This window comes from Mesorhizobium sp. M1365 (genome assembly GCF_040317865.1).
Taxonomy (GTDB): Bacteria; Pseudomonadota; Alphaproteobacteria; order Rhizobiales; family Rhizobiaceae; genus Mesorhizobium.
This window is the reverse complement of the sequence record NZ_JAMYLG010000024.1, coordinates 48,428-75,062: the sequence shown is the minus strand read 5'-3', so window position 1 is coordinate 75,062 and position 26,635 is coordinate 48,428. Positions and strand designations below refer to the sequence as shown.

16 protein-coding genes and 1 pseudogene are annotated in these 26,635 nt (G+C 62.9%); 3 read left to right on the top strand and 14 right to left on the bottom strand.

Annotation, left to right across the window (positions count from 1 at the left end):
* Positions 1-130: 130 nt before the first annotated feature.
* The 5 genes and pseudogenes from NKH04_RS22610 to NKH04_RS22590 all read right to left on the bottom strand — a co-directional run.
* Complete coding sequence (locus NKH04_RS22610) at positions 131-589, bottom strand: carboxymuconolactone decarboxylase family protein (RefSeq protein ID WP_352505556.1); 459 nt, start codon at positions 587-589, stop codon at positions 131-133.
* A gap of 13 nt (positions 590-602) precedes the next feature.
* Complete coding sequence (locus tag NKH04_RS22605; RefSeq protein WP_352542428.1) at positions 603-1,121, bottom strand: RrF2 family transcriptional regulator; 519 nt, start codon at positions 1,119-1,121, stop codon at positions 603-605.
* Positions 1,122-1,221: 100 nt separating this feature from the next.
* On the bottom strand, positions 1,222-2,535 hold the full coding sequence (gene preA / locus NKH04_RS22600) for an NAD-dependent dihydropyrimidine dehydrogenase subunit PreA (RefSeq protein ID WP_352542429.1): 1,314 nt from the start codon (positions 2,533-2,535) through the stop codon (positions 1,222-1,224).
* 2 nt (positions 2,536-2,537) lie between these two features.
* The gene (locus tag NKH04_RS22595) at positions 2,538-3,902 is read right to left on the bottom strand and encodes an NAD(P)-dependent oxidoreductase (RefSeq protein ID WP_352820330.1); all 1,365 of its coding nucleotides are present in this window, start codon (positions 3,900-3,902) and stop codon (positions 2,538-2,540) included.
* 215 nt (positions 3,903-4,117) lie between these two features.
* A pseudogene (locus NKH04_RS22590) lies at positions 4,118-4,240 on the bottom strand (gamma-glutamylcyclotransferase); the annotation flags it as partial.
* Between the two features lie 173 nt (positions 4,241-4,413).
* Between NKH04_RS22590 and NKH04_RS22585 the strand changes: the two are divergent.
* Together NKH04_RS22585 and NKH04_RS22580 are read left to right on the top strand one after the other, a co-directional pair.
* Positions 4,414-5,190, top strand: a complete 777-nt coding sequence (locus tag NKH04_RS22585) for a VOC family protein (RefSeq protein WP_352453197.1) — start codon at positions 4,414-4,416, stop codon at positions 5,188-5,190.
* Between the two features lie 155 nt (positions 5,191-5,345).
* Positions 5,346-5,738: a DoxX family protein gene (locus NKH04_RS22580; RefSeq protein WP_352473533.1), complete on the top strand. Its 393-nt coding sequence runs from the start codon at positions 5,346-5,348 to the stop codon at positions 5,736-5,738.
* Between the two features lie 20 nt (positions 5,739-5,758).
* Here NKH04_RS22580 and NKH04_RS22575 read toward each other — a convergent pair whose 3' ends face one another.
* From NKH04_RS22575 to NKH04_RS22565, 3 genes are all read right to left on the bottom strand, one after another.
* A complete protein-coding gene (locus NKH04_RS22575; RefSeq protein ID WP_352473532.1) occupies positions 5,759-6,565 on the bottom strand; it encodes a class I SAM-dependent methyltransferase in 807 nt (268 codons plus the stop codon).
* A gap of 151 nt (positions 6,566-6,716) precedes the next feature.
* Positions 6,717-9,158 (bottom strand): GcvT family protein, encoded by a 2,442-nt coding sequence (locus NKH04_RS22570; RefSeq protein ID WP_353044999.1) that lies wholly within the window; start codon positions 9,156-9,158, stop codon positions 6,717-6,719.
* Between the two features lie 81 nt (positions 9,159-9,239).
* Entirely contained in the window at positions 9,240-10,778 is a 1,539-nt protein-coding gene (locus NKH04_RS22565; RefSeq protein WP_353044998.1) for a trimethylamine methyltransferase family protein, read from the bottom strand.
* A 217-nt stretch (positions 10,779-10,995) separates the two neighbouring features.
* On the opposite strand from NKH04_RS22565, the gene NKH04_RS22560 reads away from it, so the two are divergent.
* Positions 10,996-11,586: a transglycosylase SLT domain-containing protein gene (locus NKH04_RS22560; protein WP_352453201.1), complete on the top strand. Its 591-nt coding sequence runs from the start codon at positions 10,996-10,998 to the stop codon at positions 11,584-11,586.
* 14 nt (positions 11,587-11,600) lie between these two features.
* Here the strand turns inward: NKH04_RS22560 and NKH04_RS22555 are convergent, their stop codons facing one another.
* The 6 genes from NKH04_RS22555 to NKH04_RS22530 all read right to left on the bottom strand — a co-directional run bounded on the left by NKH04_RS22555 (position 11,601) and on the right by NKH04_RS22530 (position 26,402).
* Complete coding sequence (locus NKH04_RS22555; RefSeq protein WP_353044997.1) at positions 11,601-14,009, bottom strand: dipeptide ABC transporter ATP-binding protein; 2,409 nt, start codon at positions 14,007-14,009, stop codon at positions 11,601-11,603.
* 79 nt (positions 14,010-14,088) lie between these two features.
* On the bottom strand, positions 14,089-15,246 hold the full coding sequence (locus NKH04_RS22550) for an ABC transporter permease (protein ID WP_353044996.1): 1,158 nt from the start codon (positions 15,244-15,246) through the stop codon (positions 14,089-14,091).
* Positions 15,247-15,258: 12 nt separating this feature from the next.
* A complete protein-coding gene (locus NKH04_RS22545; protein WP_352473525.1) occupies positions 15,259-16,293 on the bottom strand; it encodes an ABC transporter permease in 1,035 nt (344 codons plus the stop codon).
* 220 nt (positions 16,294-16,513) lie between these two features.
* Positions 16,514-18,166, bottom strand: coding sequence for an ABC transporter substrate-binding protein (locus NKH04_RS22540; RefSeq protein ID WP_352473524.1), 1,653 nt, complete (start codon positions 18,164-18,166; stop codon positions 16,514-16,516).
* 260 nt (positions 18,167-18,426) lie between these two features.
* Positions 18,427-24,477 (bottom strand): translocation/assembly module TamB domain-containing protein, encoded by a 6,051-nt coding sequence (locus NKH04_RS22535; protein ID WP_353044995.1) that lies wholly within the window; start codon positions 24,475-24,477, stop codon positions 18,427-18,429.
* The gene (locus NKH04_RS22530) at positions 24,477-26,402 is read right to left on the bottom strand and encodes an autotransporter assembly complex protein TamA (RefSeq protein WP_352473521.1); all 1,926 of its coding nucleotides are present in this window, start codon (positions 26,400-26,402) and stop codon (positions 24,477-24,479) included. Before NKH04_RS22530 ends, NKH04_RS22535 begins: the two co-directional genes overlap by 1 nt.
* Between the last annotated feature and the right edge of the window lie 233 nt (positions 26,403-26,635).

Below are 26,635 nucleotides of genomic sequence, written 5' to 3'. Positions count from 1 at the left end.
CCCCCCCCGCCGTCGCATCTCCCCTCCCCCCCCCCCACCCAACCAAACACCCTCCCCCCCCGCGCCGCCCGCGCCGCCCCCCCCCCCCCCCCCCCCCCCCCCCCCCCCCCCCCCCCCCCCTGGTCCATGCTCAGGCGGCCAAGACTGCTGGCATCGGATGGATTGCATGAAACGGAACGCAAAGCCGGTTCCAGGTGTTGATCATGCCGAGCGCAACCGAGAGCTTGACCAGCTCCTCTTCCGAGAAATATTCGAGCGTCCTTGCATAGAGTTCGTCCGACACACCGTTGTCGGCAATCCTGGTCAGCGCGTCGGTCCAGGCCAAGGCCGCGCGTTCGCGCTCTGAAAACAGCGGCGATTCCTTCCAGGCGGAGACGAGATAGAGCCGCTGCTCGCTTTCGCCGTCGCGGCGCGCTTCGCGGCTATGCATCTCGACGCAATACGAGCAGCCGTTGATCTGCGACGCCCTGAGCTTGATCAGATGCAACAGGCTTTTTTCGAGCCCGCATTCGTCGACTGCCTTGTTGAGCGCTGACACCGCCTTCATGATCTCCGGCGCCGCGCCGAAAAATTGCAGCCTCTGTTTCATCGTCTGTAGCCTTTCATGCTTGCTTGGTTGAACTTGATTTCTGCGGCCGCCGATGGCGCTCGACGAAGGCGCAGTTCGCGGCGACCGAACGGGAATCGGCATCGGCGGTGTATTCTGCAACGATGTCGGACAGCCAGGCGTCGGCGAGCGCGGCGCGATAGGCGCGCTCGGCCTTCAGCATGGCTACGTTGATGCCGCAGGGTTTGGCATAGACCGAGGCATCGAGCTTCGCTGGGCCGCGCTGGCGGATTTCGGCGCAGCGGAACGCCGGTTCACGCCCCTCGACGGCCAGCACGATATCGAGCAGCGTTATGCGTTCCGCCGGCCGCGCCAGCCGGTAGCCGCCGGACGGCCCCGGCACTGATTCCAGAATGCCGGACGCAGTCAGCGCGTTGAGATGCTTAAGCAGATAGCTCGGCGACAGCCCGAACGCTTCGGCCATGGCAGCACCTGGCAAGGTCGCGGCGCCATCAACGCCGGCGAGCATCGCGGCGCAGTGGATGGCTGCTTCGACGCCTTCGCCCAGCTTCATTTCGCTCTCCTGTTCATGGATATAGATTATCTTGGATATCTTTTATCCGCAATAGGAAAGTCAAAAAGCGGCGCCCATGGACGCCGCTTTTTTCGAAATGCTATTCCGCCGCCACCTTGGCCATCGGATTGTTGGGATGCGTCGTCCAGTTGGCATAGATCGGCGACACTGGCCTACCAGTGCGCTCATCGATCGCGCCAACCGCCAGTGGCTCCATGGTGATGCAGTTCTCGACCGGGCAGACATTGACGCAGAGATTGCAGCCGACGCATTCGGCCTCGATCACCTCGAAATGCCTGACGCCGTCGACCATGCTGGTGATGGCCTGGTGCGAGGTGTCCTCGCAGGCGATGTGGCAGCGGCCGCATTTGATGCAGGCCTCCTGGTCGATATGCGCCTTTGCGACGTAGTTGAGGTTGAGATACTGCCAGTCGGTGACGTTGGGAGTGGCGCGGCCAATGATGTCGTCGAGCGAGGCATGGCCCTTCTCGTCCATCCAGTTTTCCAGGCCGGCGATCATCTCCTGCACGATCTTGAAGCCATAGGTCATCGCCGCCGTGCACACCTGCACATTGCCGGCGCCAAGCGCCATGAACTCGGCGGCGTCGCGCCAGGTGGTGATGCCGCCGATACCGGAGATCGGCAGGCCCTTCGTTTCCGGGTCGCGCGCGATCTCGGCCACCATGTTCATGGCGATCGGCTTCACCGCCGGGCCGCAATAGCCGCCATGCGAACCCTTGCCGTCAATCGTCGGCTCCGGTGCGAAATTGTCGAGATTGACGCCGGTGATCGAATTGATGGTGTTGATCAGCGACACCGCGTCGGTGCCGCCGGCAAGGGCAGCTCGTGCCGGCTTGCGTATGTCGGTGATGTTGGGCGTCAGCTTGGTGATGACAGGCATGCGGGTGTTGGCCTTGCACCAGCGCACCACCATTTCGATGTATTCCGGCACCTGGCCGACCGCCGCACCCATGCCGCGTTCCGACATGCCATGCGGGCAGCCGAAATTGAGTTCGATGCCGTCAGCGCCGGTCTCCTCGACTACCGGCAGGATCGCCTTCCAGGCATGCTCCTCGCAAGGCACCATCAGCGAGACGACGATCGCCCGGTCGGGCCAGTCCATCTTGACCTGCTTGATCTCGCGCAGATTGACCTGCAGGTCGCGGTCGGTGATCAGCTCGATGTTGTTGAGGCCGAGCAGACGACGGTCGGCGCCCCAGATCGCGCCATAGCGCGGACCGTTGACGTTGACCACCGGCGGGCCCTCTTCGCCGAGCGTCTTCCATACCACGCCGCCCCAGCCCGCCTTGAAGGCGCGAATGACATTATAGGCCTTGTCGGTCGGCGGCGCCGAAGCCAGCCAGAACGGGTTCGGCGACTTGATGCCGACGAAATTGTTGCGGATGTCTGCCATGCTCATGCCCTCCCGTTCGAGGTCAGTGCCCGATGAATGCTCTCCGCCGCATCGCGGCCTTGCGCGACGGCTGAAACAGTCAGGTCGTCGCCGCCGAAAATGCAGTCGCCGCCAGCCCAGACATTGGCCAGCGAGGTGCGCCCTTCCGCATCGACCTTGATGCGGCCGGCTTCCAGCGCGACCTCCGCACCGCTGCCGTTGAGCGCAGCCGGGACAAAGCTCTGGCCGATCGCCTTGAACACCTGATCGGCGACGAGCGTCAGCCGCTCGCCGGTGCCGACGAGCCTGTCGCTGTCCATCGCGGTGTATTCGAGCTCGATCGCCGACACCTTGCCGGCATCGGCAATGACCCGCTTCGGCTGCAACCAGTGCCGGATGATGACGCCGTTGGCGGCAGCCAGATCCTGCTCGAATTCGGAGGCATTCATGTGCTCCGGGCCGCGCCGATAGCAGATCGTCACCTCTTCGGCTCCGAGCAGCTTCGATTGCACCGCCGCGTCGATCGCCGTCATGCCGCCGCCGATGACGACAACACGCCGGCCGACCGGCAGGCTGGCCAGATCACTGGCCTGACGAAGCTCGGCAATGAACTCGACGGCATTGCTGACGCCTTGCGCCTCCTCGCCATCCGCTCGCAAGGCATTGACGCCGGCAAGCCCCATGCCGAGGAACACCGCATCGTAATTCCTGGTCAGGTCCGACAGCTGGTAATCACGGCCGAGCGCCTTGCCGTTCTGGATGTCGATGCCGCCGATCGACGTGACATAGTCGACTTCAGCCTGGGCGAAATTGTCGACGCTCTTATAGGCGGCGATACCGTATTCATTGAGGCCGCCGGCCTTCGGGCGGGCTTCCAGGATGGTCACGTCGTGGCCGTAGCGGGAGAGCCGATGCGCGGCCGCAAGCCCGGCCGGTCCGGCGCCGACCACAGCGACCGTCTTGCCGGTCGGTTCGGAGCGGTTGTAGAACTGCTTGTTTTCGGCCATGGCGACATCGGTGGCGTAGCGCTGAAGGCGACCAATCTGCACCGGCTTGCCTTCGGCCACCTCGCGCACGCAGACTTCTTCGCATAGCGTCTCGGTCGGGCAGACGCGGGCGCACATGCCGCCCAAAATGTTCTGGTCAAAAATGGTCTTGGCTGAGCCGATCGGATTGCCCGTCGAAATCTGGCGGATGAACAGCGGGATGTCGATCGAGGTCGGACACGCATTCATGCACGGCGCATCATAGCAGAAATAGCAGCGGTCGGACTCGACCAGCGCCTCGTGATGATCGAGTGGCGGGTGCAGGTCGGCGAAATTGTCGGCATATTGGTCCGGCGAGAGCCGCCCGCCGGCAATGCCTTGCTTGAACTGGCCTTCTGGCATCGTCAGTTCCCCATGTTCTTGTTTTGGGGAAGGCTAGCACGTTTTGTTTTTTTATCAATTGGTCAATTTTCGGCGCAAACTGCTGAAAAGCCACGAATAAACATGACAAGTGTACTCATGTTACCAAAGCCGCCGACAGGGAAGCTTGGCCATAGCGGCACTGCCGTTGCTGGACTGAGTGGTCAGCCTGGTAAGCTTAGCGTTGGTTTTGATCACCGAAGGCAAAGGGCCCTGAAGTCTTCGTCCGTCAGCTGCGTCCAGCTGCCATCGGGGCCGGGATCGGCCTCCTCCCGATGGCACAGCGCGACAAGTTCGGAAGTGAGCGACATCCGGCGCATGGATCAACAACCCCTCGTTGACTGCGAGCAAAGTCGAAAACCGCAGGGCGCGCAACCCGGTAACATTTCCAATTTGCCGTCATCTTTTTTGGTTGGCTGTCGGATTTTCGTCGTGAAGATCGTCCTAGAATGGATCGCGCATGATCGATGTACAAACCGCAAGGAGCACGACAATGCCACAGTCCCCCATGCCCTTCTTCTGGTACGAGCTGATGACCACCGATCTCGACGCCGCCGAGGCGTTTTACACCTCCGTGGTGGGCTGGAGGGGGCAGCCTTTCGAAGGGGCCCAGGGCATGCCGCGCTATATCGTCATGAATGTCGGCGAGCGCGGCGTCGGCGGGATGATGACGCTGCCCGATGACGCGCGCAAGATGGGCATGCCGCCGGCCTGGGTCGGCTATATCCTCACCAGGGACATCGATGCCGCAACGGCCTCCCTCAAGAAGGCTGGTGGCGCGGTTCACCGCGAGCCCGACGACATTCCTGGCGTCGGCCGCTTCGCCGTCGTTGCAGACCCGCAAGGCGCGATGTTCAACTTCCTGCAGCCCAGCGGCCCCGACCAGCCGCCGCTACCGTTGGCGACCCCCGGCAACATCGGCTGGCATGAGCTCTACACGTCAGACTGGAAGGCGGCGTTCGATTTCTATTCCAGCCAGTTCGGCTGGGAGAAGGGCGACGCCATGGATATGGGTCCGATGGGCGTCTACCAGCTTTTCGCCTTCGGCGGCGAGCCCGTTGGCGGCATGATGAACAAGCCCGAGCAGATCCCGGCGCCGGTCTGGCAGTTCTATTTCAACGTGCCCGGCATCGACGCGGCAGCCAAGCGCGTCACCGACAATGGCGGCAAGATCCTGATGGGTCCGATGGAGGTCCCCGGCGGCAGCTGGATCGTACAGTGCACGGATCCGCAAGGCGCCCATTTCGCGCTAATGGCACCGACGCGGTAACAGGCCGCGCCAATTGGGGGCCGCCATCGTGCGGCCCCAAGGCTGCAGCACGCCTCACGACTCACTCACCGACAGTTGAATGAAGGCCGGACTATTTGAATGGTCCGGCCTTTGGCGATGACCTATGGCCGGGCTAGGTGAAAATGGAGTCGTAGATGAAGCTTTTCGAAGGCCTCGCCGGATATCAACCGTTCGCCCTTGCCGCCTTGCGCATCATGACGGCGCTGCAGTTCATTGAGCACGGCACCCAGAAACTGTTCAATTTCCCCGTCGGCGACCATGCCGGCGCCCTGAGCGCGCTATCGCTGACCGCGGCCATCCTGGAATTCGGAGGCGGCATCCTGCTGGTATTGGGGCTTTTCACCAGGCCGGTGGCATTCCTTCTCAGCGGCGAGATGGCGATCGCCTATTTCATGGCGCACATGCCGCAGAGCTTCTTCCCGGTCAACAATGGCGGCGATGCCGCGATCTCCTTCTGCTTCATCTTCTTCTATCTGGTATTCGCCGGCCCCGGCGCCCTGGCACTGGACAACCGCAAAACATCGTAGCCGGGCGGATCAGCGCGCGCTCAGGCCGACTTGCGCGCAATCAGGCCCGCGAAGGCGATGAACCCGAAGAACTCTCCGGCTTCGACACGCCGGCGCGCCTCGTGCTTCAGCCCGTCGCCAAGCGCCTTGTCGAGTCGCTTCCAGCCGGCCAGAATATCGGCGCCGCGATCGACCAGAGTCAGCATGTAGTCGGGCGCGGCAATTTGGGCGTAGCCGTAGCTGTCGAATTTTTCGACGACAAAGCCCGCCGATTTCGCCAGCAGCGGCAGCCGGCGCGTCAGCCAGCGGTCATTCACCAGCGCCGCCATTGCGGCATCCACGCAATCCTGCAGCGGATCATGATCGCCGATGGCGACCGTCGTCGTCGCGTAATCGCCGTCGAAGATCGCCAGGCAGCCGCCTGGGCGAAGCACGCGCAACGATTCCGTCAGGGCCTTTTCGGGACCGGGCACATGGGTCAGGCAGGTATGGAAGATGACCACATCGAACGAGTTGTCCTCGTGCGGCAGCGACCTGGCATCCCCTTCGACGAAGTTCAGGTTGGGGATATCCGCGGCAAGCTCGCGCGCCTTCGCCAGAAATATCGGCGACGGATCGAGCCCAACAACCTCGTTCACCCCCGGCCAGCGCGCAAGCTCGCGACTGATCGGTCCCGAGCCGCAGCCGCCTTCGAGGACGCGTGCCCTTTCCGGAAAATCGATCGACGAGAAAAACGAGTGGCGAATTGCCTTCTGGCGCGGGTCTGCGGCCCGCAACTCCATCGCGTTGATAAGAACCGCGACAACAGCCGGATCAGCGGTTGTGATCTGCGCATACACGTCGGGCATGGTGGACCTCCGAAGCAATTGCCCAGCCTTCCGCCGCAGCTCGACAATAAAACCAAAGGTCACCGCGCGAAAGAATTTTCACTATCGCGAAATCGTCCTCCCCCTTTCATCGTGCCACCGGCACGGCGACTTCGCCATGCCACTCGGTTCCTCAACCGCGCATCCGCTCGAAATTGGCGTCGAACAGCGGTGTCTGCTGCATACGTGCGGCGTAACGCTTGCCCAATAGCTCGATCTCGAAACCGTTGGCCTCATCGGCGATCTCTTTCGGCACATAACCCATGGCGACGGATTTTTTTGAATGATGTGCGTAGCCGCCTGACGTGACCCAGCCGCGCACGGCACCGCCATACCAGATTGGCTCGTCGCCGATGACGTCGGCATCGGCAGCATCGACGACAAAGGCCCGCAACCGCAGTCTGCCGCCTTGCTTGCGCTCCGCCAGCGCTGCCTGCTTGCCGATGAAATCGGCCTCTTTGCCATAGGCGACGAAGCGGTCGAGGCCGGCCTCCAGCGGCCCATAGATCGGCCGGTATTCGCGCGCCCATGAGCCGTAATTCTTCTCGAGCCGCAGCGCATTGAGCGCGCGCGAGCCGAACAGGCCGATGCCGAATTCCTCGCCTGCCGCCATCAGCGCCTGATAGGCGGCACGCTGATATTCCGGCGCCACCCAGATTTCGTAGCCGAGGTCGCCGGTGTAGCTGACGCGCCCGACCAGGCACGGTGCCATGCCGATATCCATCCTGCTGATGGCCATGAACGGAAAGGCCGTATTCGACACGTCAGATCGTGTGACCTTTTCAAGAAGGTTCCGCGCGCTCGGCCCGGCGATCGACAGGCCGGTGAGTTTTGCTCCCAGCGCCTCGATGCTAACAGAGCCGTCCTTCGGCAGATGCGCTTCGAACCAGCGCATGTGGTACTGCTCGGCGACACCGCTGCCGGCCAGGAACCAATCCTTGCTTGCAGAATTTGGACCGCCGAGATTGGCCAGCGTGAAATCGCCGATCAACCTGCCGTCTTCCTTCAGCATCGGCGCCAGCGTCATGCGGCCGGGCCTTGGCAATTTGCACGCGAGCATACTGTCGAGCCAGGTTGCTGCGTCCTCACCGGTGACTCTGTATTTGGCGAATGACGAGATTTCCGACAGACCAACGCGTTGCCGAACCGTCTCCACTTCTTTCGCGACATGCTCGAAGTCGCTCGAGCGGCGCCAGGAGAATTCGTCCTTGACCCCTTCGGGCGCATACCACAGCGGCACTTCCAGCCCATAGGCGACGCCCCATTGCGCGCCCTCGGCCGACAACAGATCATAGACCGGCGTCGTCTTGAGCGGTCGCCCAGCCGGCAGTTCCTCGTTCGGGAAGCGGATCGAAAACCGCCGCGAATAATTCTCGCGCACCTTGGCGTTGGTATAGGCCATCGTGGCCCAGTCACCGTAGCGTGACACATCCATCGCCCAGATGTCGGCGCCGGGATCGCCCTCGATCATCCAGTTCGACAGCGCCAGGCCGACGCCGCCGCCCTGCGAGAACCCCGCCATGACACCACAGGCCACCCAGAACCCCGGCAGGCCGCGCACCGGCCCGACCAGCGGATTGCCGTCCGGCGCGAAGGTGAAGGGTCCGTTGATGATCTGCTTGATGCCGGTGTTCTGGAACGCCGGGAAATGCCGGAAGCCAACCTCCAGCGACGGTGCGATGCGGTCGATATCGGGCTCCAGCAGTTCGTGGCCGAAATTCCATGGCGTCTGGAATTCGGACCATGGCTTGTTGGCCTTTTCATAAGTGCCCATCAGCATGCCGCCGCGTTCCTGGCGCAGATAGAGCTCGCCGTCGAAGTCGACCGCATGGATGATCTCCGTGCCGGTCTTCTGGTTCCAGGCGGCGACCTCCGGCATGTCCTCGGTGATCAGGTACATGTGCTCCATCGCCAGCACCGGCAGCTCCAGCCCGACCATGCGGCCGACCTCACGCGCCCACAGGCCGCCGGCATTGACGACATGTTCGGCCACAACCTCGCCCTTGTTGGTGATGACGCGCCACAACCCGTCGGCGCGCCGCACAATGTCCTCGACCTTGGTGAAACGCTCGACCTCGGCACCAAGCTTCCTCGCCGCCTTGGCGTAGGCGTGGGTAACGCCGGACGGGTCGAGATGACCGTCCTCCTTGTTGCGCACGGCACCGACGAACTGCGTGGGATCGAGCAACGGCATCAGCTCGGCCGCCTCATCAGGCGATATCTCCTCGAGCTCGATGCCGAGATAGCGGCCCTTGGCGACGACGCCGCGCAGCCAGTCGAGCCGCGCCTCCGTCGCTGCCAGCAAGACGCCGCCAGTCAAATGCACGCCGGTCGCCTGGCCGGACAGTTCCTCGATCTCCTTGTAGAGCGAGATTGTGTATTTCTGCAGCTTGGCGACATTGGGATCGCCATTGATCGTGTGCATGCCGCCGGCGGCGTGCCAGGTCGAGCCGGAGGTTAATTCATCGCGCTCCAGAAGCACGATGTCTGTCCAGCCGTGCCGGGCCAGATGGAACAGCACGGAGCACCCGACAACGCCACCGCCGATAACCACGACCTTTGCATGCGATTTCATGGGATTCTCGTCGTTTCAAAGAGTTGGATGGGTTTCATGATTCTGGAGGAGAAGAGAATGAAGCCGAACAAGACGAGCGGCTTAAGGCTCGCCCGCCCCGATCGCTTCCTTGCGCTTGGCCACGTACGCCTCAAGCGCCTCGCGTCTGGAGATTTCCATCACCGGCTCGACATAGTCCTCCAGCGCCTTCTTCCACAGCCTCGTCGCTCGCGCCGTGGCGTCTAGCCCACCAGCTTCCTGCCAAGCCTCGAAATTCTGCCAGTTGGACAGTATCGGCTGATAGAAGGCCGTGGCGTAGCGCTCCAGCGTGTGCGGCTCGCCGAAGAAGTGGCCGCCGGTCGGAACCGCACCCAGAGCCTCGACGGCAAGCTCGGCCTCGTTGACCTCGATCGGGCGCAAAAACTCCATCATGTGCTGGATCATCTCGACGTCGATGATGAACTTTTCGAACGACGCTGTCAGTCCGCCCTCTTGCCAGCCGGCGGCATGGTAGACGAGGTTGCCATGGCCGAGCACCGCGCCCCACAGCGCCATCAGCGTCTCATAGGCGCCTTGCGCGTCGGCGGCATTGGAAGCCGAGCCCGGCGTTGTGCGATAAGGCAGGTTGTAACGCCGCGCCAACTGTCCGGACGCGATATTCGCCTTGGTGTTTTCAGGCGTGCCGAACGCCGGCGCTCCCGATTTCATATCGACATTGGAGGTGAAGGCGCCATACATCACCGGCGCGCCGGGGCGGACGAGCTGCGTCAGCACCACGCCGAACAGCGCCTCGGCATTCTGCTGGGCGAGCGCGCCGGCAAGCGTCACCGGGCTCATCGCTCCCATCAGCGTGAATGGCGTTACCGCCACCGACTGGCCGAACTCGGCCATCGTCATCAGCCCCTCGGCCATCATCTCGTCGAAGCGGCGCGGCGAATTGACCGAAATGATCGTGGTGACGCCGGGATCGTGGCGCATCTCGTCAAGTGTCAGTCCGCGCGCGATTGCCATCATTTCGATGCCGTCGAGCGCCCTGCCGCGGCCGATGGCCGAGACGTGAAAGCTTTTGTCGGTCAGTGTCAGATTGGCGAAATAAGTGTCGAGATGACGGGAATTCGCCGGCAATTCTACCGGCGCGCAGACCTGGTTGCCTAGCATGTGGATGCAGTTGAAATGCTGCGCCAGCCGGACGAGATCGGAATAATCGCGCAAATTGCCGGCACGGCGGCCGCGCTCCATGTCGTGCACATTCGGCGGCCCGGCGACGAGCGTGAAGTTGATGGTATTGCCGCCGAGGTGGACGGCATGGGCGGGATTGCGCGGCGTCAGCGTATAACTGGACTGCGTCGTCTTCAGCGCTTCCTCGATCATGCCGCGATCGATGCGGACGTTCATCGTGGCATGATCGACCTTGGCTCCGGCCTTCTCGAACAGCGACAGCGCCCGCGGGCTCATCACCTCGATGCCGAAATTCTCCAGGATATGCATTGACGCCTGGTGGATCGCCTCGATCTGGTCGGCCGAGAGCATCGCCATCGGCGGATAAGGATTTGTCACCCGCCTGAGCGGCAGTTGCGGGATGGCGGTCGGTCCCCTGTTGCTGGTTCGCTCGGCGCCGCGCTTGCGTCTTGGTTCGCTCATGCCGCGCATCAAAGCGCCGGCACGAGGATCGAGCTGTCAAGAATCCGCCACCTGCGGGCGTGATTTTAGCCAAGGCGCCATTGCGGGAATTTCACATCGGTAAAAGCGACAACAAACGTCGGAATGTTTATACCTGCTCAGTGTCGGCCAAGCGGCCGATGAGCCGTTAAGGAAGACAGCAAGATTCCTTTTATGTTTTCGGCCTAATGCTCTTCCGATGCGTAGGTCGAGTTTTAGTAAAATTATAGCGATTGCCGCGCCGCTGGCGCTTTCGGCCTGCGCGACGCCACCGAACCATATCAACGATGTGTGCGCCGTTTTCGACCAGAATGACGGCTGGTTCGACAATTGGCAGGCGGCGGCACAACGAACCGAGCAGAAATACGGTGTGCCGGTTCCCGTGCTGATGGCGACGGTGCGCAAGGAATCCGGCTTCAAGAGCAACGCAAGGCCGCCGCGCACCAAGCTGCTGGGCTTCATTCCCTGGAAACATATCTCCAGCGCCACCGGCTTCTCGCAGGCGCTCGACGGCACCTGGGCGCAATACCAGAACGAGACCGGAAGCTGGGCGGCGCGCCGCACCAGGTTTGCCGATGCCGTCGATTTCGTCGGCTGGTATCATTCCAAGACCGCCGACACGCTCGGCGTCGCCCGCAACGACACCTACAATCTGTATCTCGCCTACTATCTCGGCTGGAATGCCTACAAGCGCGGCAGTCGCGGCGACGCCGACGTGCAGCGCTATGCGCATGCCACCGAACAGATGGCGCAGGACTACGCCGCGCAGCTACGGCAATGCGCGCCCTAGCCTATTAACGGCTCTCAGCCGCCCTTGGGTTTGCGCGGCTTGCGCGTGGCGTCCTCGGCCTGTCGGCCGTCGCCGACAGTCGGCGGCATGATTGGTGCCACCGCGCTGTCGGCAGAGCTTGAGGTGCCGGTCTCTGAAACCTCGTCGCGAACCTCGTGACGGCGGGCTTTGGCGACCGCTTCGGCATTCTCCACTGCCTGGCCCTCGGCATCGGCTTCAACGCTGCCAGTCTTTCCATGCGGGCGCTTGGGCGGATCTCCGGCAAAGCCCGGGCCAACACCGTGGTTTGCATCATCCGGCACGCCCTCATTTGCGGCGTGCTCCTTGTCGAATTTGATCACCGGCTCCATTTTCGCCAGCACGTCGTCGGACAGCCAGCACAGGCTCATATGGCCGTCGCCGAGATTTTTGACTGGCGGCACCTTGGTTTCGCAAAGGTTGTCCGGCACCAGTTTCTTGTAGCCGCAGCGCGTCTGGAACGGACAGCCGGACGGCGGGTTCATCGCCGAAGGGATGTCGCCCTCCAGCACGATGTGCTTCTTGACCACGCTTGTGTCGGCGATCGGGATCGCCGACAGCAATGCCTCGGTATAGGGGTGATAGGGCGGCGCGAATATCTGGTCGGTCGTGCCTTGCTCAACGATATAGCCGAGATACATGACGACGACGCGGTCGGCGATGTAGCGCACCACCGACAGATCGTGGCTGATGAACAGCATCGTCGTCTTGTTCTTGCGCTGGATGTCCATCAAGAGCTCGGTTACCGCGGCCTGGACCGACACATCCAGTGCCGAGACCGGCTCGTCGGCCACCACCACCTTGGCGTCGCCGGCAAAGGCACGCGCAACGCCGATGCGCTGTTTCTGGCCGCCTGAAAGCTGGCGCGGCTTGCGCGACTCGAACGCCCTCGGCAGCTTCACCAGGTCGAGCAATTCCAGCATTCGCTTGCGGCGGTCGGCCACTGTGTCGCCGACGTTGAACTTTTCCAGCGTACGGATGATCTGCGAACCGACCGAATGGCTGGGATTGAGCGTGTCGAACGGATTTTGGAACACCATCTGGATCGATGACACCGTGTCGACGCTGCGCTTCTCGATCCCGGTCGACTGAATCTCCTTGTTGCCGAGCTTGACGCGGCCGGAGCTTGCCGTTTCGAGGCCGAGCAGCACCTTGGCCAGGGTCGATTTTCCGCAGCCGGATTCGCCGACGATAGCGACGGTCTCGGATTCGCGCGCCATGAACGAGATCGTCTCGTTGGCCTTGACGACACGGCCCTCGCTCGAGCCGAACACTTCGCTGCCGCCGACCTTGTAGTACTTCCGGAGGTCTTCGATCTGGAGCACCGGCGCACCGGGCACCACCCGCTCGTTGACCTTCTTGGCGCCGGGCGGCAGCGCCTCCCAGTCGATCTCGTTGAAGCGCACACAGCGCGAGAAATGCCCGTCATGGCCTTCGACCGCGATCATCGGAATTTCGGCGGCGTTGCAGACGCCCTCGACGAAATGGTGGCAGCGCGGGCCGAAATTGCAGCCCTTCGGCCGCTCGTGCGGTAGCGGCAACTGCCCTGGGATGGATATCAGCGGCCGCGAATTCTTGTCGGCGCCCGGCAACGGGATCGAGCGGAACAGGCCTTGCGTGTAGGGATGGCGCATCCGGTCGAAGACGTCCTTGATCTTGCCGGTCTCCACCGCTTCGCCCGAATACATCACCGTGATGCGGTCGCAGGTCTCCAGGATCAGGCCGAGGTTGTGCGACACGAAGATCATCGAGGTGCCGAACTTCTCGCCCAGCCCCTTGACCAGGTCGACGATGCCGGCCTCCACCGTCACGTCGAGCGCTGTCGTCGGCTCGTCGAGCAGAAGCAGCGCCGGCTTCGACAGCAGCGCCATGGCAATGACGATGCGCTGCTGCTGACCGCCGGAAAGCTGGTGCGGGTAGGAACGCATCATGCGCTCGGGATCCGGCAGCTTCACCGCGCGCACCATTTCCAAGGCGCGTTTGTAAGCTTCGTCCTTCGACACCTTGTCGTGGATCAGTGGCACTTCCATCAGCTGCTGGCCGACCTTCATCGCCGGGTTCAGGCTGGCCATCGGTTCCTGGTAGATCATCGCGATCTTGTTGCCGCGGATGGCGCGCAGTTCCTCGTCGGACAATTCTCCCATGTCCTTGCCCTGGAATTTGATCTTTCCGCCGACGATCTTTCCGATGTTGGAGAGGTCGCGCATGATGCCGAGCGACACGGTCGACTTGCCGCAGCCGGATTCGCCGACAATACCCATCGCCTCGCCCGGCATGACCGTGCAGGAAAAATCCATGACCGCCGGGATCTCGCCCTTGCGGGTGAAGAAGGAGATCGACAGGTTCTCGATCTCGATGATCGGGCCATTCGTCGGCTTGGCGGGATTTCGAACTGCCTCATTCATGGGTCGCTCCAATCCTTGTTCTTCAGGCATGTCGGGCCGAACCCGGCATCGATCTTCCCGGCGTCAATCTTTGCCGGCATCAATCCTTCATAGACTGTTCGCGCAGCGAATCCGCCAGGAGGTTGAGGCCGAGCACGAACGACATCAATGCGATCGTCGGCGGCAGCGCCGGGTGGATGAAGGAGCGCAGCAGCCGGCTTGCATCCTTGATCGCCGTCCCCCAGTCCGGGCTTTCCGGCGCCAGTCCCAGCCCGAAATAGCCGAGCGTACCGAGCAGGATCGTGGTGTAGCCGATGCGCAGGCAGGCGTCGACGATAAGCGGCCCGCGCGCATTGGGCAATATCTCCCACAGCATGATGTACCAGGGCGATTCACCGCGCGTTTGTGCCGCCGCAACATAGTCGCGCGTTTTGATGTCCATGACCAGGCCGCGCACGATGCGGAACACGCCGGGGCTGGAGGCGAACACCACCGCCACGAAGATGTTGAGCTGGTTGGGATCGATGTGGATGATCCTGAACGGATCGGCATCGAAGACAAGGCCCGCATAGATCCAGCCGCCAAGCACCAACGTCAGGCCAAGCAGGATATAGAGGCGGTCGGGGCGGTTCTTGTAGCGCGTCCAGAACAGCACACTGAAGAAGATGATCGGAAACAGGAAGAACAGCCCTGCCATCGCGTAGGGGATCGGCGTGTCCATGATGCCCGGCGTCACCAGCAGGTAGAACAGGAGGATCACCGGGAAGGCCAGCACAAGGTTGGCGAGGAAGGACAGCACCGTATCGATCTTGCCGCCATAATAGCCGGCCGGCAGGCCGAGCGTAATGCCGACCATCAGCGCAAAACCGGTCGCCGCCGGCGCGATGATCAGCACGATCTGGCTGCCATAGACCATGCGGGAGAACACGTCGCGGGCGAGCTTGTCGCCGCCGAAATAGTATACAAGTTTCGACCCCGGCTCGATTGCGCCCGGCAGCGCGTCCTTCATGATCGGCACTTGGGCGAGCGGATCGAAGGGCGAGATGGTCGACGCGAAGATCGCCGTAAACAGCCAGAACAGGCAGATGCCGACGCCGACGATGCCGACGCCGCTGTCGAAAAGCTGGCCGTAAAGCCCTAGCTTCTTCTTGTAGCCGAAGCTCGCCCCCATCACCAGGGCGAGAGCGATCCAGACCGGCCAGAAGCGGGCAAGCACGCCGAGTACGACGTTGAAGGCGCTGAGATATTCGACCTGCATCCGCCCGGTCTCCTATTGAACTCTGATGCGCGGATTGAGGAACGCGTAGCCGACATCGGAGATGAGCTGTGTGATCAGGACGATAAACACCGAGACCAGCGAGCAGCCGAGCAGAAGATCGATGTCGTTGTTGCCGGCGGCCTCGACCAGGGTGTAGCCGAACCCCTGGTAGCGGAACATCACCTCGACGATGACGACGCCGGTGAGCAGCCAGGGAAACTGCAGCATGATGACCGTGAACGGTGCGATCAGGGCGTTGCGCAGAGCGTGCTTTACCACCACGCTGCCGAAGGAGAGGCCCTTCAGCCGGGCGGTGCGGATATATTGCTGTGTCATTACCTCGACCATCGAGGCGCGGGTCATGCGAGCGATGTAGCCGATGCCGTATATCGCCAGCGTCATCACCGGCAAGGTGAAATTATAGAAGGTGATGCCCTGGCTGGCCGAGGCCGCCGAACCGTTCAGCACGCCGAGCCAGGAGGCAAAGATCACGGTGAAGATGACGCCCGAAACATATTCGGGCGTCGCCGTCGAGGCGATCGAAGCCACCGACAATGTGCGGTCGGTGCGTGAACCCTCGCGCATGCCGGCGAGAATACCGATCAAAAGCGAGATCGGCACCATTACGGCCAGCACGCAGAGCATCAGGATGCCGGTGGCGCTGAGCGCCGGAAAGAGTTTCGAGGCAACCGTCGTCTTGAACTTGGTCGAGCAACCGAAATCGCCTTGCAGGATGCCGGAGAATGTCGGCACGACCGGATCGTTGCAGAAGGAGAAACGCTGTGCGGGCTTGCCGGTCGCCGGGTCGGTCACCGGCTGCTTGGGCATGATGCCAAGCCATTGGCCGTAGCGGATAAAAAAATTCTGCCGATAGCCATGGTTGACCAGCCAAGCCTCAAGCTGCTCGGCGGATGTGTGCATTTCGGTCTGGCTGATCGCGAGCTTCTTCAGATTAGGCCCGAGATTGACCAGGAAGAAGACGATCATCGTCAGGCACAGCATCGTCACTGCCATGGTGCCGAGACGCCTGATAACGAAAGAAAGCATGGCGGTCCCCTGCCGGTCGGGTTGGGGGTGGAACCGGTTTGCAAGCCGTGCGCTGCCGCCAGCGGCAGAACAAGCCTTCAGACCAGTCCCAGATGCAATACCCTTTTTATTGCAGACCCAGGCCGAAGAGTCCGCAACTTTTTGCTGCGCCGACTTCCGGTCCAAGGACCATGCAAAGAGCGAGGGAAAGGGGCGAGACGCCCCTTTCCGGATCGTCCGGTCAGGCCTGGTCGAGCCAGACCTTGCCGTAGTCGCGCTCGAAGGTCGGGTGCATCTTGTAGTTCTGCACCGCCTTGACCGAATGGCTGTAGAGCTTGCGCCAATAAGGCTGGATGATAATGCCGGAATCCTGCAGGATCTGCTCGATGTCCTTCATCATTTCCTTGCGCTTGGCGGCGTCGGCAACTGCCAGCGCAGCGTTGAGCTTGGCATCCCACTCCGGATTCGACCAGGCCGTCTCGTTCCAGGCCTCACCTGTGCGATAGCCGATCGCCAGAACCTGGACGCCGAGCGGCCGCATGTTCCAGTTGGTCATCGACAGCGGATACTTCGTCCAGTCGTTCCAGAAGGTCGAACCCGGCAGCACCGTACGCTTGACCTTGATGCCGGCGTCGCGCATCTGCGCGGCGATCGCATCGCCTGTGTTCTTGTGCCAGTCTTCGTCGACCGTGATCAGTTCGTGCTCGAAATCGGCCTGGCCGGCTTCGGCCATCAGCGCCTTTGCCTTGGCCGGGTCGCGAGCAATCTTCGGCAATTCATAGTATTCCGGATGGATCGGGGCGACATGGTGGTTTTCGGCAACCGTGCCGGCATTGCCGTAGCCGAGCTGGAGGACGACATTGTTGTCGACCGCGAGCTGCAGGGCGTTGCGAACCTTCTGGTCGCCGTAAGGCTTGTTGGTCACATTGGTACGGCAGACGATCGTCGAGGCGGTGACGATCTCCGACTTCACCAAATCCATGCCGTCGAGGATCGACACATAGTCGGCCGACGTCTCGAAGTTGGTGTGCACCTCGCCTGCCTCGAAAGCGCTGACCATCGCCGCCGGATCGGTGCCGTAGTCGATGAACTCGATGCCGTCGAGGAAGACGTCACCATCCCACCATTTGTTGTCTTCGCGGCGCTTGTAGACCACTTTCTGGCCGACATCGTAGGAGACCAACTCGAACGGGCCGGTTCCGATCGGGCAGGACTTGAAGTCGCCGCCCTTCTCGTCGAAGGTCTTGTGGACGATAAGGCCGGGATAGTCGCACACGTTGGGAATGAGGGCGATATCCGGCTTGCTGAGCGTCAGCTTGACCGTGTGATCGTCGACCTTGGTAACCGCGCTCTCATCCAGCTTGTCATCCTTGACCAGCGAACCGAGGCGACCGGGCATGGAATTGCCTTCGGCTTTCTTGTCGGCCCAACGCTTGAGGTTGAAGATGACGTCGTCTGCGGAGAACGGATCGCCGTTGTTCCAGGTGACGCCCTTGCGCACATGCAGCGTGTATTCGGTAGCGTCGTCATTCACGTCCCAGCTCTCCAGCAGATAGGGGCGGAACGTGTATTCGGTGGTGTATTTGACCAGCGGCTCGAGCGCCTGGCGCTCGGCATTGGCGATTTCCGACCAGTCGGCCTTGCGCGGATCCTTCGGATCCTTGATCCATTGCGCGACCTTCAATACGCCGCCTTTCTTGCCCTGGACCTCTTCCGCCTTGGCCGGCGTCGGGTCTGCAAGGCCAAGCATGCCATAGGCCATCGCCGTCGACGCGCCGAAGACGCTGGCGAGAGCTAGAAATTCGCGACGATCCATCTTGCCTGCCTTGGCGTCTTCGGCCATGGCCAGGATGTGATCGGGAACGCGGTCGCCGTTACTCTTGTAGATCGTCATGACTTACTCCCATTGTTGGCTTTCTGCCTTTTAACATTCCGCATCCTCGCCATGATGTCAAAGACGGCAGGGATTGGGAACATGCCAAGGAATGTGCAACTTTGAAAGCAGGGCGGTTCGCGCGATAACGACAGTCTTGGCGCAAATTTGCTACTGCGCCAGGGATTTCGTCCGAAATCCCCACAGGCAATTAAACTGGGACATTCGCCGCTGCGCCACTCGTTCTCAGGCAACCAGCTGTTCTGCGCGAACGGCCGGTTTCAATATTCCCGTTCGTAGAAAACACCGCCTTTTGCTTCGCCGGCGTCGGTTGCCTCGCCACGCAGCTTGACGCCGCGCCCAACGTCGAGATCGACGGTTGCCTTGCCCGAGCCCGGCCTGTCGCCCTTCTGGATCGTCACATAGGTACGGTCGTTGAGATACTTGCCCGCCGAGACGGCGGTGCCACCCTGTTCATCGGTGATTACGTCGAGATCGTCGACGCCGATTGCGCTGCGCAGGTTCTGCAGTAGTGAGGTCGAGCCGCCGACGCCGGCCAGTTGTCCGGCAGCCTCGGCAAGCTGCGCGATCTGCAGCGGCGACAGGTTCGACATCGAACGGCCGAAGATCAGCTGCGCCAGCACCTCATCCTCCGGCAACGCGGGTACCGAGGAGAAGGTGAATTTCGGGTTGTTCGCCTCGCCTGATACCACGATAGTCACGGTGGCGCTGGTCGTCTTCGATTGCGCCGTGAGATTGAGGTAGGGCACCAGAGAGCCGGAAAAGCCGACGGTGCCTTCCGTGAAGGTCAGCCGCTTGGCAAGGATCGTCAACCGTCCGCGCCGCAAGGTGAAGGTGCCGACCGCCTGGGGTGACGATGCCGGGCCGGTCAGCCGCAGCGAACCGCCGAGCTCGGCGTCGACACCCCTGCCCTGGATGAAGATCTGGCTCGGCGCGTTGACCGTGACGTCGAGATTGAGGCCGCTGCCGCCGCCACCACTGCTTGCAGCGGCCGGGCGCAACGCCTTGTCCTGCGCACGCACGGCGGCCGGCGCATTCTTGTGCTTGACGTTGAGCTCGGCCAGCGAGCCGGGCAGCTTTTCGGGTACGGTGATGACGGTCTTGGCCAGGTTGACGGTACCGGAAATCACCGGCGCGGAGGTGAGCGGTCCCTTGACGGTCAGGTCGCCGCCAAGATTGGCAGTGACCACCTTGCCGTCGGTATAGCGGCCGTCGACGAGCGTGATCGACAGATCGGCCGGAAAACCCTTAGCCGGATCGATGCCGACGGTGCCGCTAGCCGAAAGGCTACCGCGCGTCGACAGCGTGCCGGTCAGGCGATTGATCCTTGCCACGCCGCCACCGACGGCGACATCGGCAGTGATGTCGTTGATCGCAAGCCCCGAGCGCGCGTCGAGCAGGCGGGCGCCTGACGTGCGGACCGTGCCTGAGATCACCGGCGACGTCGCCGGGCCGCGCACCTGCACATCGACGTCGGCCGTGCCGCTCAGGGACAGGCCTTGCGCGGCGAGTGTCCTGGTGAGGAAGGCGAACGGCACCTTGCCGGAAAAGTTGAGATCAAGGGTGGGCGCGCCTGATGTCGTCATCGTGCCGCCGCCCTTGAGGCCGAGGCCGGCGGCATCGCTCATGTTGGCGTCGAAGGTCAGTCTGTTGCCCGAATACGTACCTGAGGATGAAACGCCCATGCCGCCGAAACCTGCACCACGGGTCTGCGACGTCTGAACGCCTGCGGCGTCGATCTTGAAGGCAACGGCCGGATTGGCCGGCGCGCCCGTCACCTTCACCGTGCCCGAGATGGAACCGGCGGCATCGAGGCCCGGCGAAAAACTGTTGGCTATCGAGATCGGGACGCGGGCCAGCGTCGCGTTGAGGTCGAACGCCTGCCCAGCCTTGCCCGTGACCGTCGCCGTGCCGCCGCCGAGGTTGAGCACCAGCCTGTCGAGGCTGGTCACTCCATTGGCGATGTTGATGGTCGAGGCCTGGGCGATGGCCGCCTTGATGCCGCGGATGGTCGCCTCGCCGGAGGCAAGTTCGACCGTCGTCGTGCCCTTGACCGCCTTGACCCGGCCGGCCGCCCTCAGCGGAATATCCTTGACGGTGGCGCCACCGGAAAAGCCGGTCCATTCGCCGTCGCGCTTGAGATCGACGTTGACGCCCCGAATAGCCGTGCCGCCGGAAGTTACGCTGTCGGCACGGATTTTGCCCGAGATCACCGGTGCCGCCAGATAGTTGGCGATCAGCGCATCGATGCTCACGGCCTTGGCCGAGACATCGCCGCGCGAGATCGAGGCCGTCGTCGCCTTGACGGCGACTTGCGGCACGGTACCCGCCTTGGAGAAGGCGATCGTGCCGCGCACATCGCCATCGGCCTTTTCCAGTGCCAGGGCCGCAAGCGGACCGATATCGGGCAGGTCGAGCGCCACGGTGCCGGCCGGAACGAAGGCATCGTCGAGCGCCAGGTCGCCGGAGATACGGTTCTTGCCGAGCGACAGCAAAAGCCCGTTGATGGCGCGTTTGCCGTCCGATGTCGCCAGCACGGCGCTGCCCTGCAGCGGTTGGCCGCCGACATTTCCGGTGAGTCGCACATTCGCAGCCGGGTTGGCGGCATCAGCCTTGCCGGTGGCAGTAAGCTTCAGACCGGTGATCTCGCGCGCCGCGACCGAAAGCCTGTCGCTGTTGACAGTCAGCGACAGATCCGGCGCGATGCTGGCGCCTTGCGCATTCAGCGCGAAAGAGATGGCGCCTTTGGCGTCCTTGGATAGCAGCGAGACGTCGCCTAGCGCGCCTTTGACGTCGGCGCTGAGCTTGTTGTCGGCAAGGCTCGCCTGGCCGCCTGCCGTCAGCGAACCGGACGACAGCCTGACGGTATTGGCGGTGACACTGCCATTGGCGTCCCGCTTCAGCGCGGCACTGAATTGCGTTCGCTCGGCGAGCACGCCACGCACCGCCGCCGGCAGCGCCGCCGAGGCGGCGTCCGCCTTGACATTGAGGTCGATGGCGCCGTCGGCCAGCGAGACCCGCCCGTTGAAGCCGCTGTTCAATGCGTCGCTGGTCACCGTGCCGCTATCGATGACGATGGCATCGGCGGCAAGGCTGCCGGCGAGTTTGGCGGTGACCTTGCCGGCGATCAGCGGCGCGATAGTCGGATTGTCGATGCCGATTTTTTCGGCAGTCACGGTGCCGGAGATCGGCCCGCTCCGGGCTTTCACGTCAAAGCGATCGGAGTGCAGCGCAAGCGTGATGCCCTCGATCATAGCTAGATTGGTGGCGGCCGATGGCAGCGTCGCGGAAATGTCGAGCTTCGGCTGGGCGCCCTGCCCGGCCGCCGTTAGCGATATCGCCTGTAGCTCGAGCTTGATCGGGCTCTCCTTGCTGCCAAGCGACAACGGCAGGCTCGGACCGGTAGAGGCCAGGTGGAGCGAAAAATCGCTGGCACCGTTCGGATTGATGGTGCCGGCTGCCTTGCCGGAGATCTTCTCGCCGGCAAGCGTCGCCTGCTCGATGGCCAGGCCGCTGGCCGACGAGAAACGGCCTGCTGCGTCGAGATCCAGCGGCCCGAGCCCAGCCTGCCGGGTCTGGCTGGTTTCGGCGCCGTTGAGCCGGGCGGTGAAGCGAATATCTGGGGCAGCCGACGATCCGGTGACCTGCGCGGTGCCGCTGAGCACGCCCACGGCATCGAGACCCGGTGAAAAATCATTGGCAAGCGCTGCCGGCACCGCCGACAAGGTGGCAGCGAGATCAAGCGTCTGGCCGGCCGTACCCGACACGGCAACCGAACCACCGCCGACACCGAGCGCCAATTTCTCTATGCTCACCCTGCCATTGGCGATTGTCAGCGCTGATGGCTGCGCGACAGCTGCCTTGATGCCGCGGATGGTCGCCTCGCCCGAGGCAAGCTCGATGCTGGTGGTGCCGTTCGCAACCCTGACCCGCCCGGACGCGCTGGCCGGAATGCCGGCGACCGTGGCGCCGCCGCTAAAGCCGGTCCAGTCGCCATCGCGCTTCAGGTCGACATCGATGCCGCTGATCACCGTGGGTCCAGAGGTGATCGTGTCGGCCTTGATCTTGCCGGCGATTGCCGGTGCTTTGAGATAATTGGCGACCAGCGCGTTGACGGCGATTGTCTTCGCCGCCAGTTCGCCGCGCGAAATCACGGTGCTCGTCGCATCGATCGCGACCGTCGGCGCTCCGTTGTCGTTCGCAAAGCGGATGGTGCCGCGCACGTCGCCGGCTACCGACTGGCCTGTGAGTGCGGCCAGCGGAGCAATATCGGCGGCATCGAGGGTCAACGTGCCGAGCGGCAGCAGGTTGTCGTCGAGCCCGAGGTCGCCGGAGACCTTGTTGTCGGCTAACGAGACGGCAAGTCCATTGATGGAGCGCTTGCCGTCGGTTGTGACCAGCGATGCCTTGAGGTCGAGCGGCTGGTCGTCGACCGAGCCGGTCAGCGAGACATCGGCGGCGGGACTGGCGATATCGGCCTTGCCGCTCGCGCTCAGCCTGATCTGCTTCACCGTATGGCCGGACGCCGTCAGGCTGTCGCTGTTGGCCGAAACCGAGAAATCCGGTGCGCTGCGCGCGCCGCTTGCGGTAAGCCCGAAACCGACGGCGCCGCCGACGTTGGCGCCGACCAGCGGCGACAGCACCGACACGTCGCCCAGCGTACCCTTGATATCGGCTCGGATATCGGTGCCTTGCACACTGGCGGTGCCGCTGGCGCTAAGCGTACCGGAGGTGAGTTGCAATGCGTTGGCGGCGAACGCACCGTCCGGGTCGCGTGTCGCGGTTGCGGAAAACTGCACGCGCTCGCCGAGAACCGAGCTGATTTGCGGCGGCAGCGCCGTCGAAGCCGCGTCGGCATTCATCTTGAGCGTCATCGACAGATCGGCAAGCGCCACTGTGGCTGTTACGGACGCATTGAGCGCGTCGCTGCGTAGCGTCCCTTCGTCGACGACAATCTGTTCCTTGCTGACGGAGCCGGCGAGACCGGCGCTGACCCTGCCCGTTATCAGCGGCGCCAAAGTCGCGACGTCGGTGTTCAGGTCGGCCGCCGTCAGCTTGATGGTGACCGGCCCGCTACGGCTCTGGATGTCGAAACCATCGGAATGCACTTGCCCGATCAGGTCGTCCACCCGCGTGCCGCCCGCCACCACCGAGACCAGCGACGCGCCGATATCCATCATCGGCGCCTTGCCATCGCCGAAAGCGCGGGCCGTGGCATCCTTGATTGCCACGGTTATCGGTTGCGCCTCGCTGCCGAGGCTGAGCACGATCGGCGGCCCCTTTGCGGCGAGCTTCACCGAAAGGTCGCTGGCGCCGTTCGGATCGACAATGCCGGCGGCGGTCGCGTGCAAGGCGCCGCTGTCGATATTGGCGCGCTCGACATCGACGCCGCCGGCCGCGGTCGCCGTGCCGGCGAGGTCGAAGGTGGTCTTGCCGGCAAACAGCGGTTTCAGGGTTTCGGGCAGGAAGCGCTCGAATTCGCCATCGCCGTTGGCCTCGACATAATGACCGTTGTCGGTGAGCTGATGGCGACCGGTAAGCTGGGTGACGATCCGGCCGTCGACAACGAAGGTCCCGATGCCATTCCAGTTGGCGAGCGGTCCGGTGCCGGAAACGACAATGTTGACCGGCGGCGCGCCCGGCAGGTTGAGCAGGTTGGCGATGATGCCGCCGGCCGGCTCGGATGCCTTAAGGTCGAGGTCGAGCTTGTTGTCGGCCGGCGCGAAATGGGCTTTGGCGTCGACCGTGCCTTGCTTGCCGTCGTGGCGAACGATGTTGAGGTTGGTCTCGATCGCCAATGGAGAGGCGTCCGCCTTGAGCGCTCCCTTGGCTGCAAGTTCGGCGACACCGCTGCCGGCCAGAGCCTGCCCGAGCGCGATTTCGGGAAGGTCGAGTTGCCTGACGTCGATGGAAACCGGCAGCGTCGTCGCTCCGCTTTGGCTCGGCTGTGTATTGGCCACCGGCAGCCTTGCCAACTCGATACGCTCGGCCCCAATGCGATCGGCGCTGAAGCTCTTCGACAGGAGTGCCAGCGGCGACCAGTCGACGGCCACGTTGCGCGCCACCATCCAGGCGCCTTCGCGATCCTCCAGAACGACATGATCGACCCTCAGCGCGCCCGACCAGATGCCGTCGATGCCGACGACAGTCACCTTGCGGTCGCCGGTCGAGGCCATGGTCGAGATGATGCCGGCAAGGTTTTCGCGGCCGCGCTCGGTTTTGGTCAGCACGACGAGCGCCCCCACCGCCGCTGCCACGACGATGAGCAGCGTGTAGAAAAGAATACGGAGGATGCGCCTGAATATTGCCATCAGAATGCCTGGCCGATGCCGGCATAAATGCCGAAATGAGGATCGTCAGGACCGCGGTTGAGAGGCACCGCCGCGTCGACGCGCAGCGGCCCGAACGCCGTCAGATAGCGCAAGCCTACACCCGCGCCGACCTTCATGTCCGAAAAATCGGGGACCTGCCTGGTCGACACCGTGCCGGCATCGACGAACGGCACGACGCCGATCTTGTCGGTGACGGCGATGCGCATCTCGACCGAGGTCTCAAAGAAGGAAAGCCCGCCGATCGGTTCTCCATTGCTGTCCTTCGGGCCGATGCCTTGATAGGCATAGCCGCGCACCGAACCGCCGCCGCCTGAGTAGAAGCGTCGATCTGCCGGAACATCTTGAAGACTGGCGCCGATGATGGAGCCGATGGCGACACGTTCGGCGAAAACGAATTTCGAGGCCGAATCGAGTGACTGGTAGGCCGACCCCTCGCCCTTCAGCTTGACAAACGCAGCCCCGCTCAAAATGTCGTAGCTCGGCTCACCATAGGCCAGCACCCTGAAGCCCCGGGTCGGATTGAGCTTGCTGTCGCGATTGTCGTAGACATATTGCAGTGGAATGCTGGCGATCAGATAGGTGTGCTTGCCGAAAGCGTCGTGGATCCTCGAATAATCCAGCGCGACTTGCGCGGAAACCGTCTGCTTCTTGTCCAATTCGTAGGATAGGCCGGTGCTGCCCTTGACCGAGAAATGGTCGTAGGCGTCGGGGTGTTCCAGCACGGTATTGACGCTGGCAATGAATTTCGACGCCGGCCCGACCACGCCCGGCTTTTCGAACATGACGCCGGCATTGTAATTGAGCTGGGTCAAGTCGTTGCTGCCGATGCCGCTGATCTTGCCGTCGATGCGCAGCTTTTCGGCGCGGCCAAACAGATTGCGATGCCCCCAATAGCCTTCGAGGCCCAGCCCTTCGGTGTTTGAGAAGCTGCCGCCAATGCCGAAATAGCGCGGCTTGCGTTCGCTTACCTGGACACCGATCGGGATGTTGCCCTCGGCGTCGAGTGCGTCGGCTTCCTTCACCGTCACGCTGTTGAAGACCTCGAGCCCGAGCAGCCGGTCGCGCGCATCGTCGATCTCATCGGGCGAATATTGGCGGCCGCGCTTAAGGCCGGTCATATATTCGGTGAAGTCGCGGTCGACCTTTTCCGTGCCCTCGACAGTGGTGTCGCCATAGCCGGCGACCGGGCCAGCCGCGACGGCAAGCGTCACGTCGAGCGTCGAACCGGCGTGCTCGGCGACGATCTCGCGGCCCGTCACCTTGGCCAGCGGCCTGCCTTCTTGCTTGAGTGCCCGCACGATCGCCGCCTCGGCCTTGAGCACGGCGCCCGAACTGGCGTCACCGCCGGCGATCAGACCGAAATCGGCACTTGCCAGCCCCGCCGCATCGCCTTCCAGCCTGATGTTGCCAAGCGTGAATTTCGGCCCGGCTGCTATGCTTATCACCACCGGTATCGGCTGCGGACCCGAAAACTCGGCATCGGGCGGCAGATCGTCGAGCGGCTTGCCCTGAATAGTGATGGTGACGACACCCTCGTAGCGGGCGTCAGTGTAGAGTGCGGCAACAAGTTGTTCACGGTCGCTGCGCGCCTTGGCCAGCAGGCCGAGAGAACCGGATACCGGGTGTTCCTCGTCGGCCTTCAACGCCGAGGCGTTTTCGAGCTTCTCGGCGAGATCCTTGTCGGCGTCCGGCGCCTCGATCGTCACCGCATAGCGCAGCGGGTCGACGATATCGGCATCTTCGTCTTTGGATCCCCACAGCTTGATGCCGAAAATCTCGAAGGCTGCCGCACTTCCGGTTTCGGCAACAAGTGCCGTAGAGCACAACAATGCGAAAAGCAGGGCGCGCGAAAGCGCGCGCCGTGGCGCGGTTCCTCCCGACATCTGCCTTTCATACGCCGGCATTACGCTCCTAGCCTAGCTCGCAAACCTAAAATTGGAATGAAGTTCTGAAGCACTCGTAAAGGGGCCACAATCCAATTGCTGAAATAGACAGGGCTTGGAACTCACACCTTCTGCGTCGCCGCAAGAAAGCGTGATCCCCTGTCCTATGGAGCTACTACCGGTCACCGGCCGGAAAGCAAACCGTTGGCAGGCGGATCCTGCCGCGTCCCGATGTTGACAAGCGCGACTGAAGC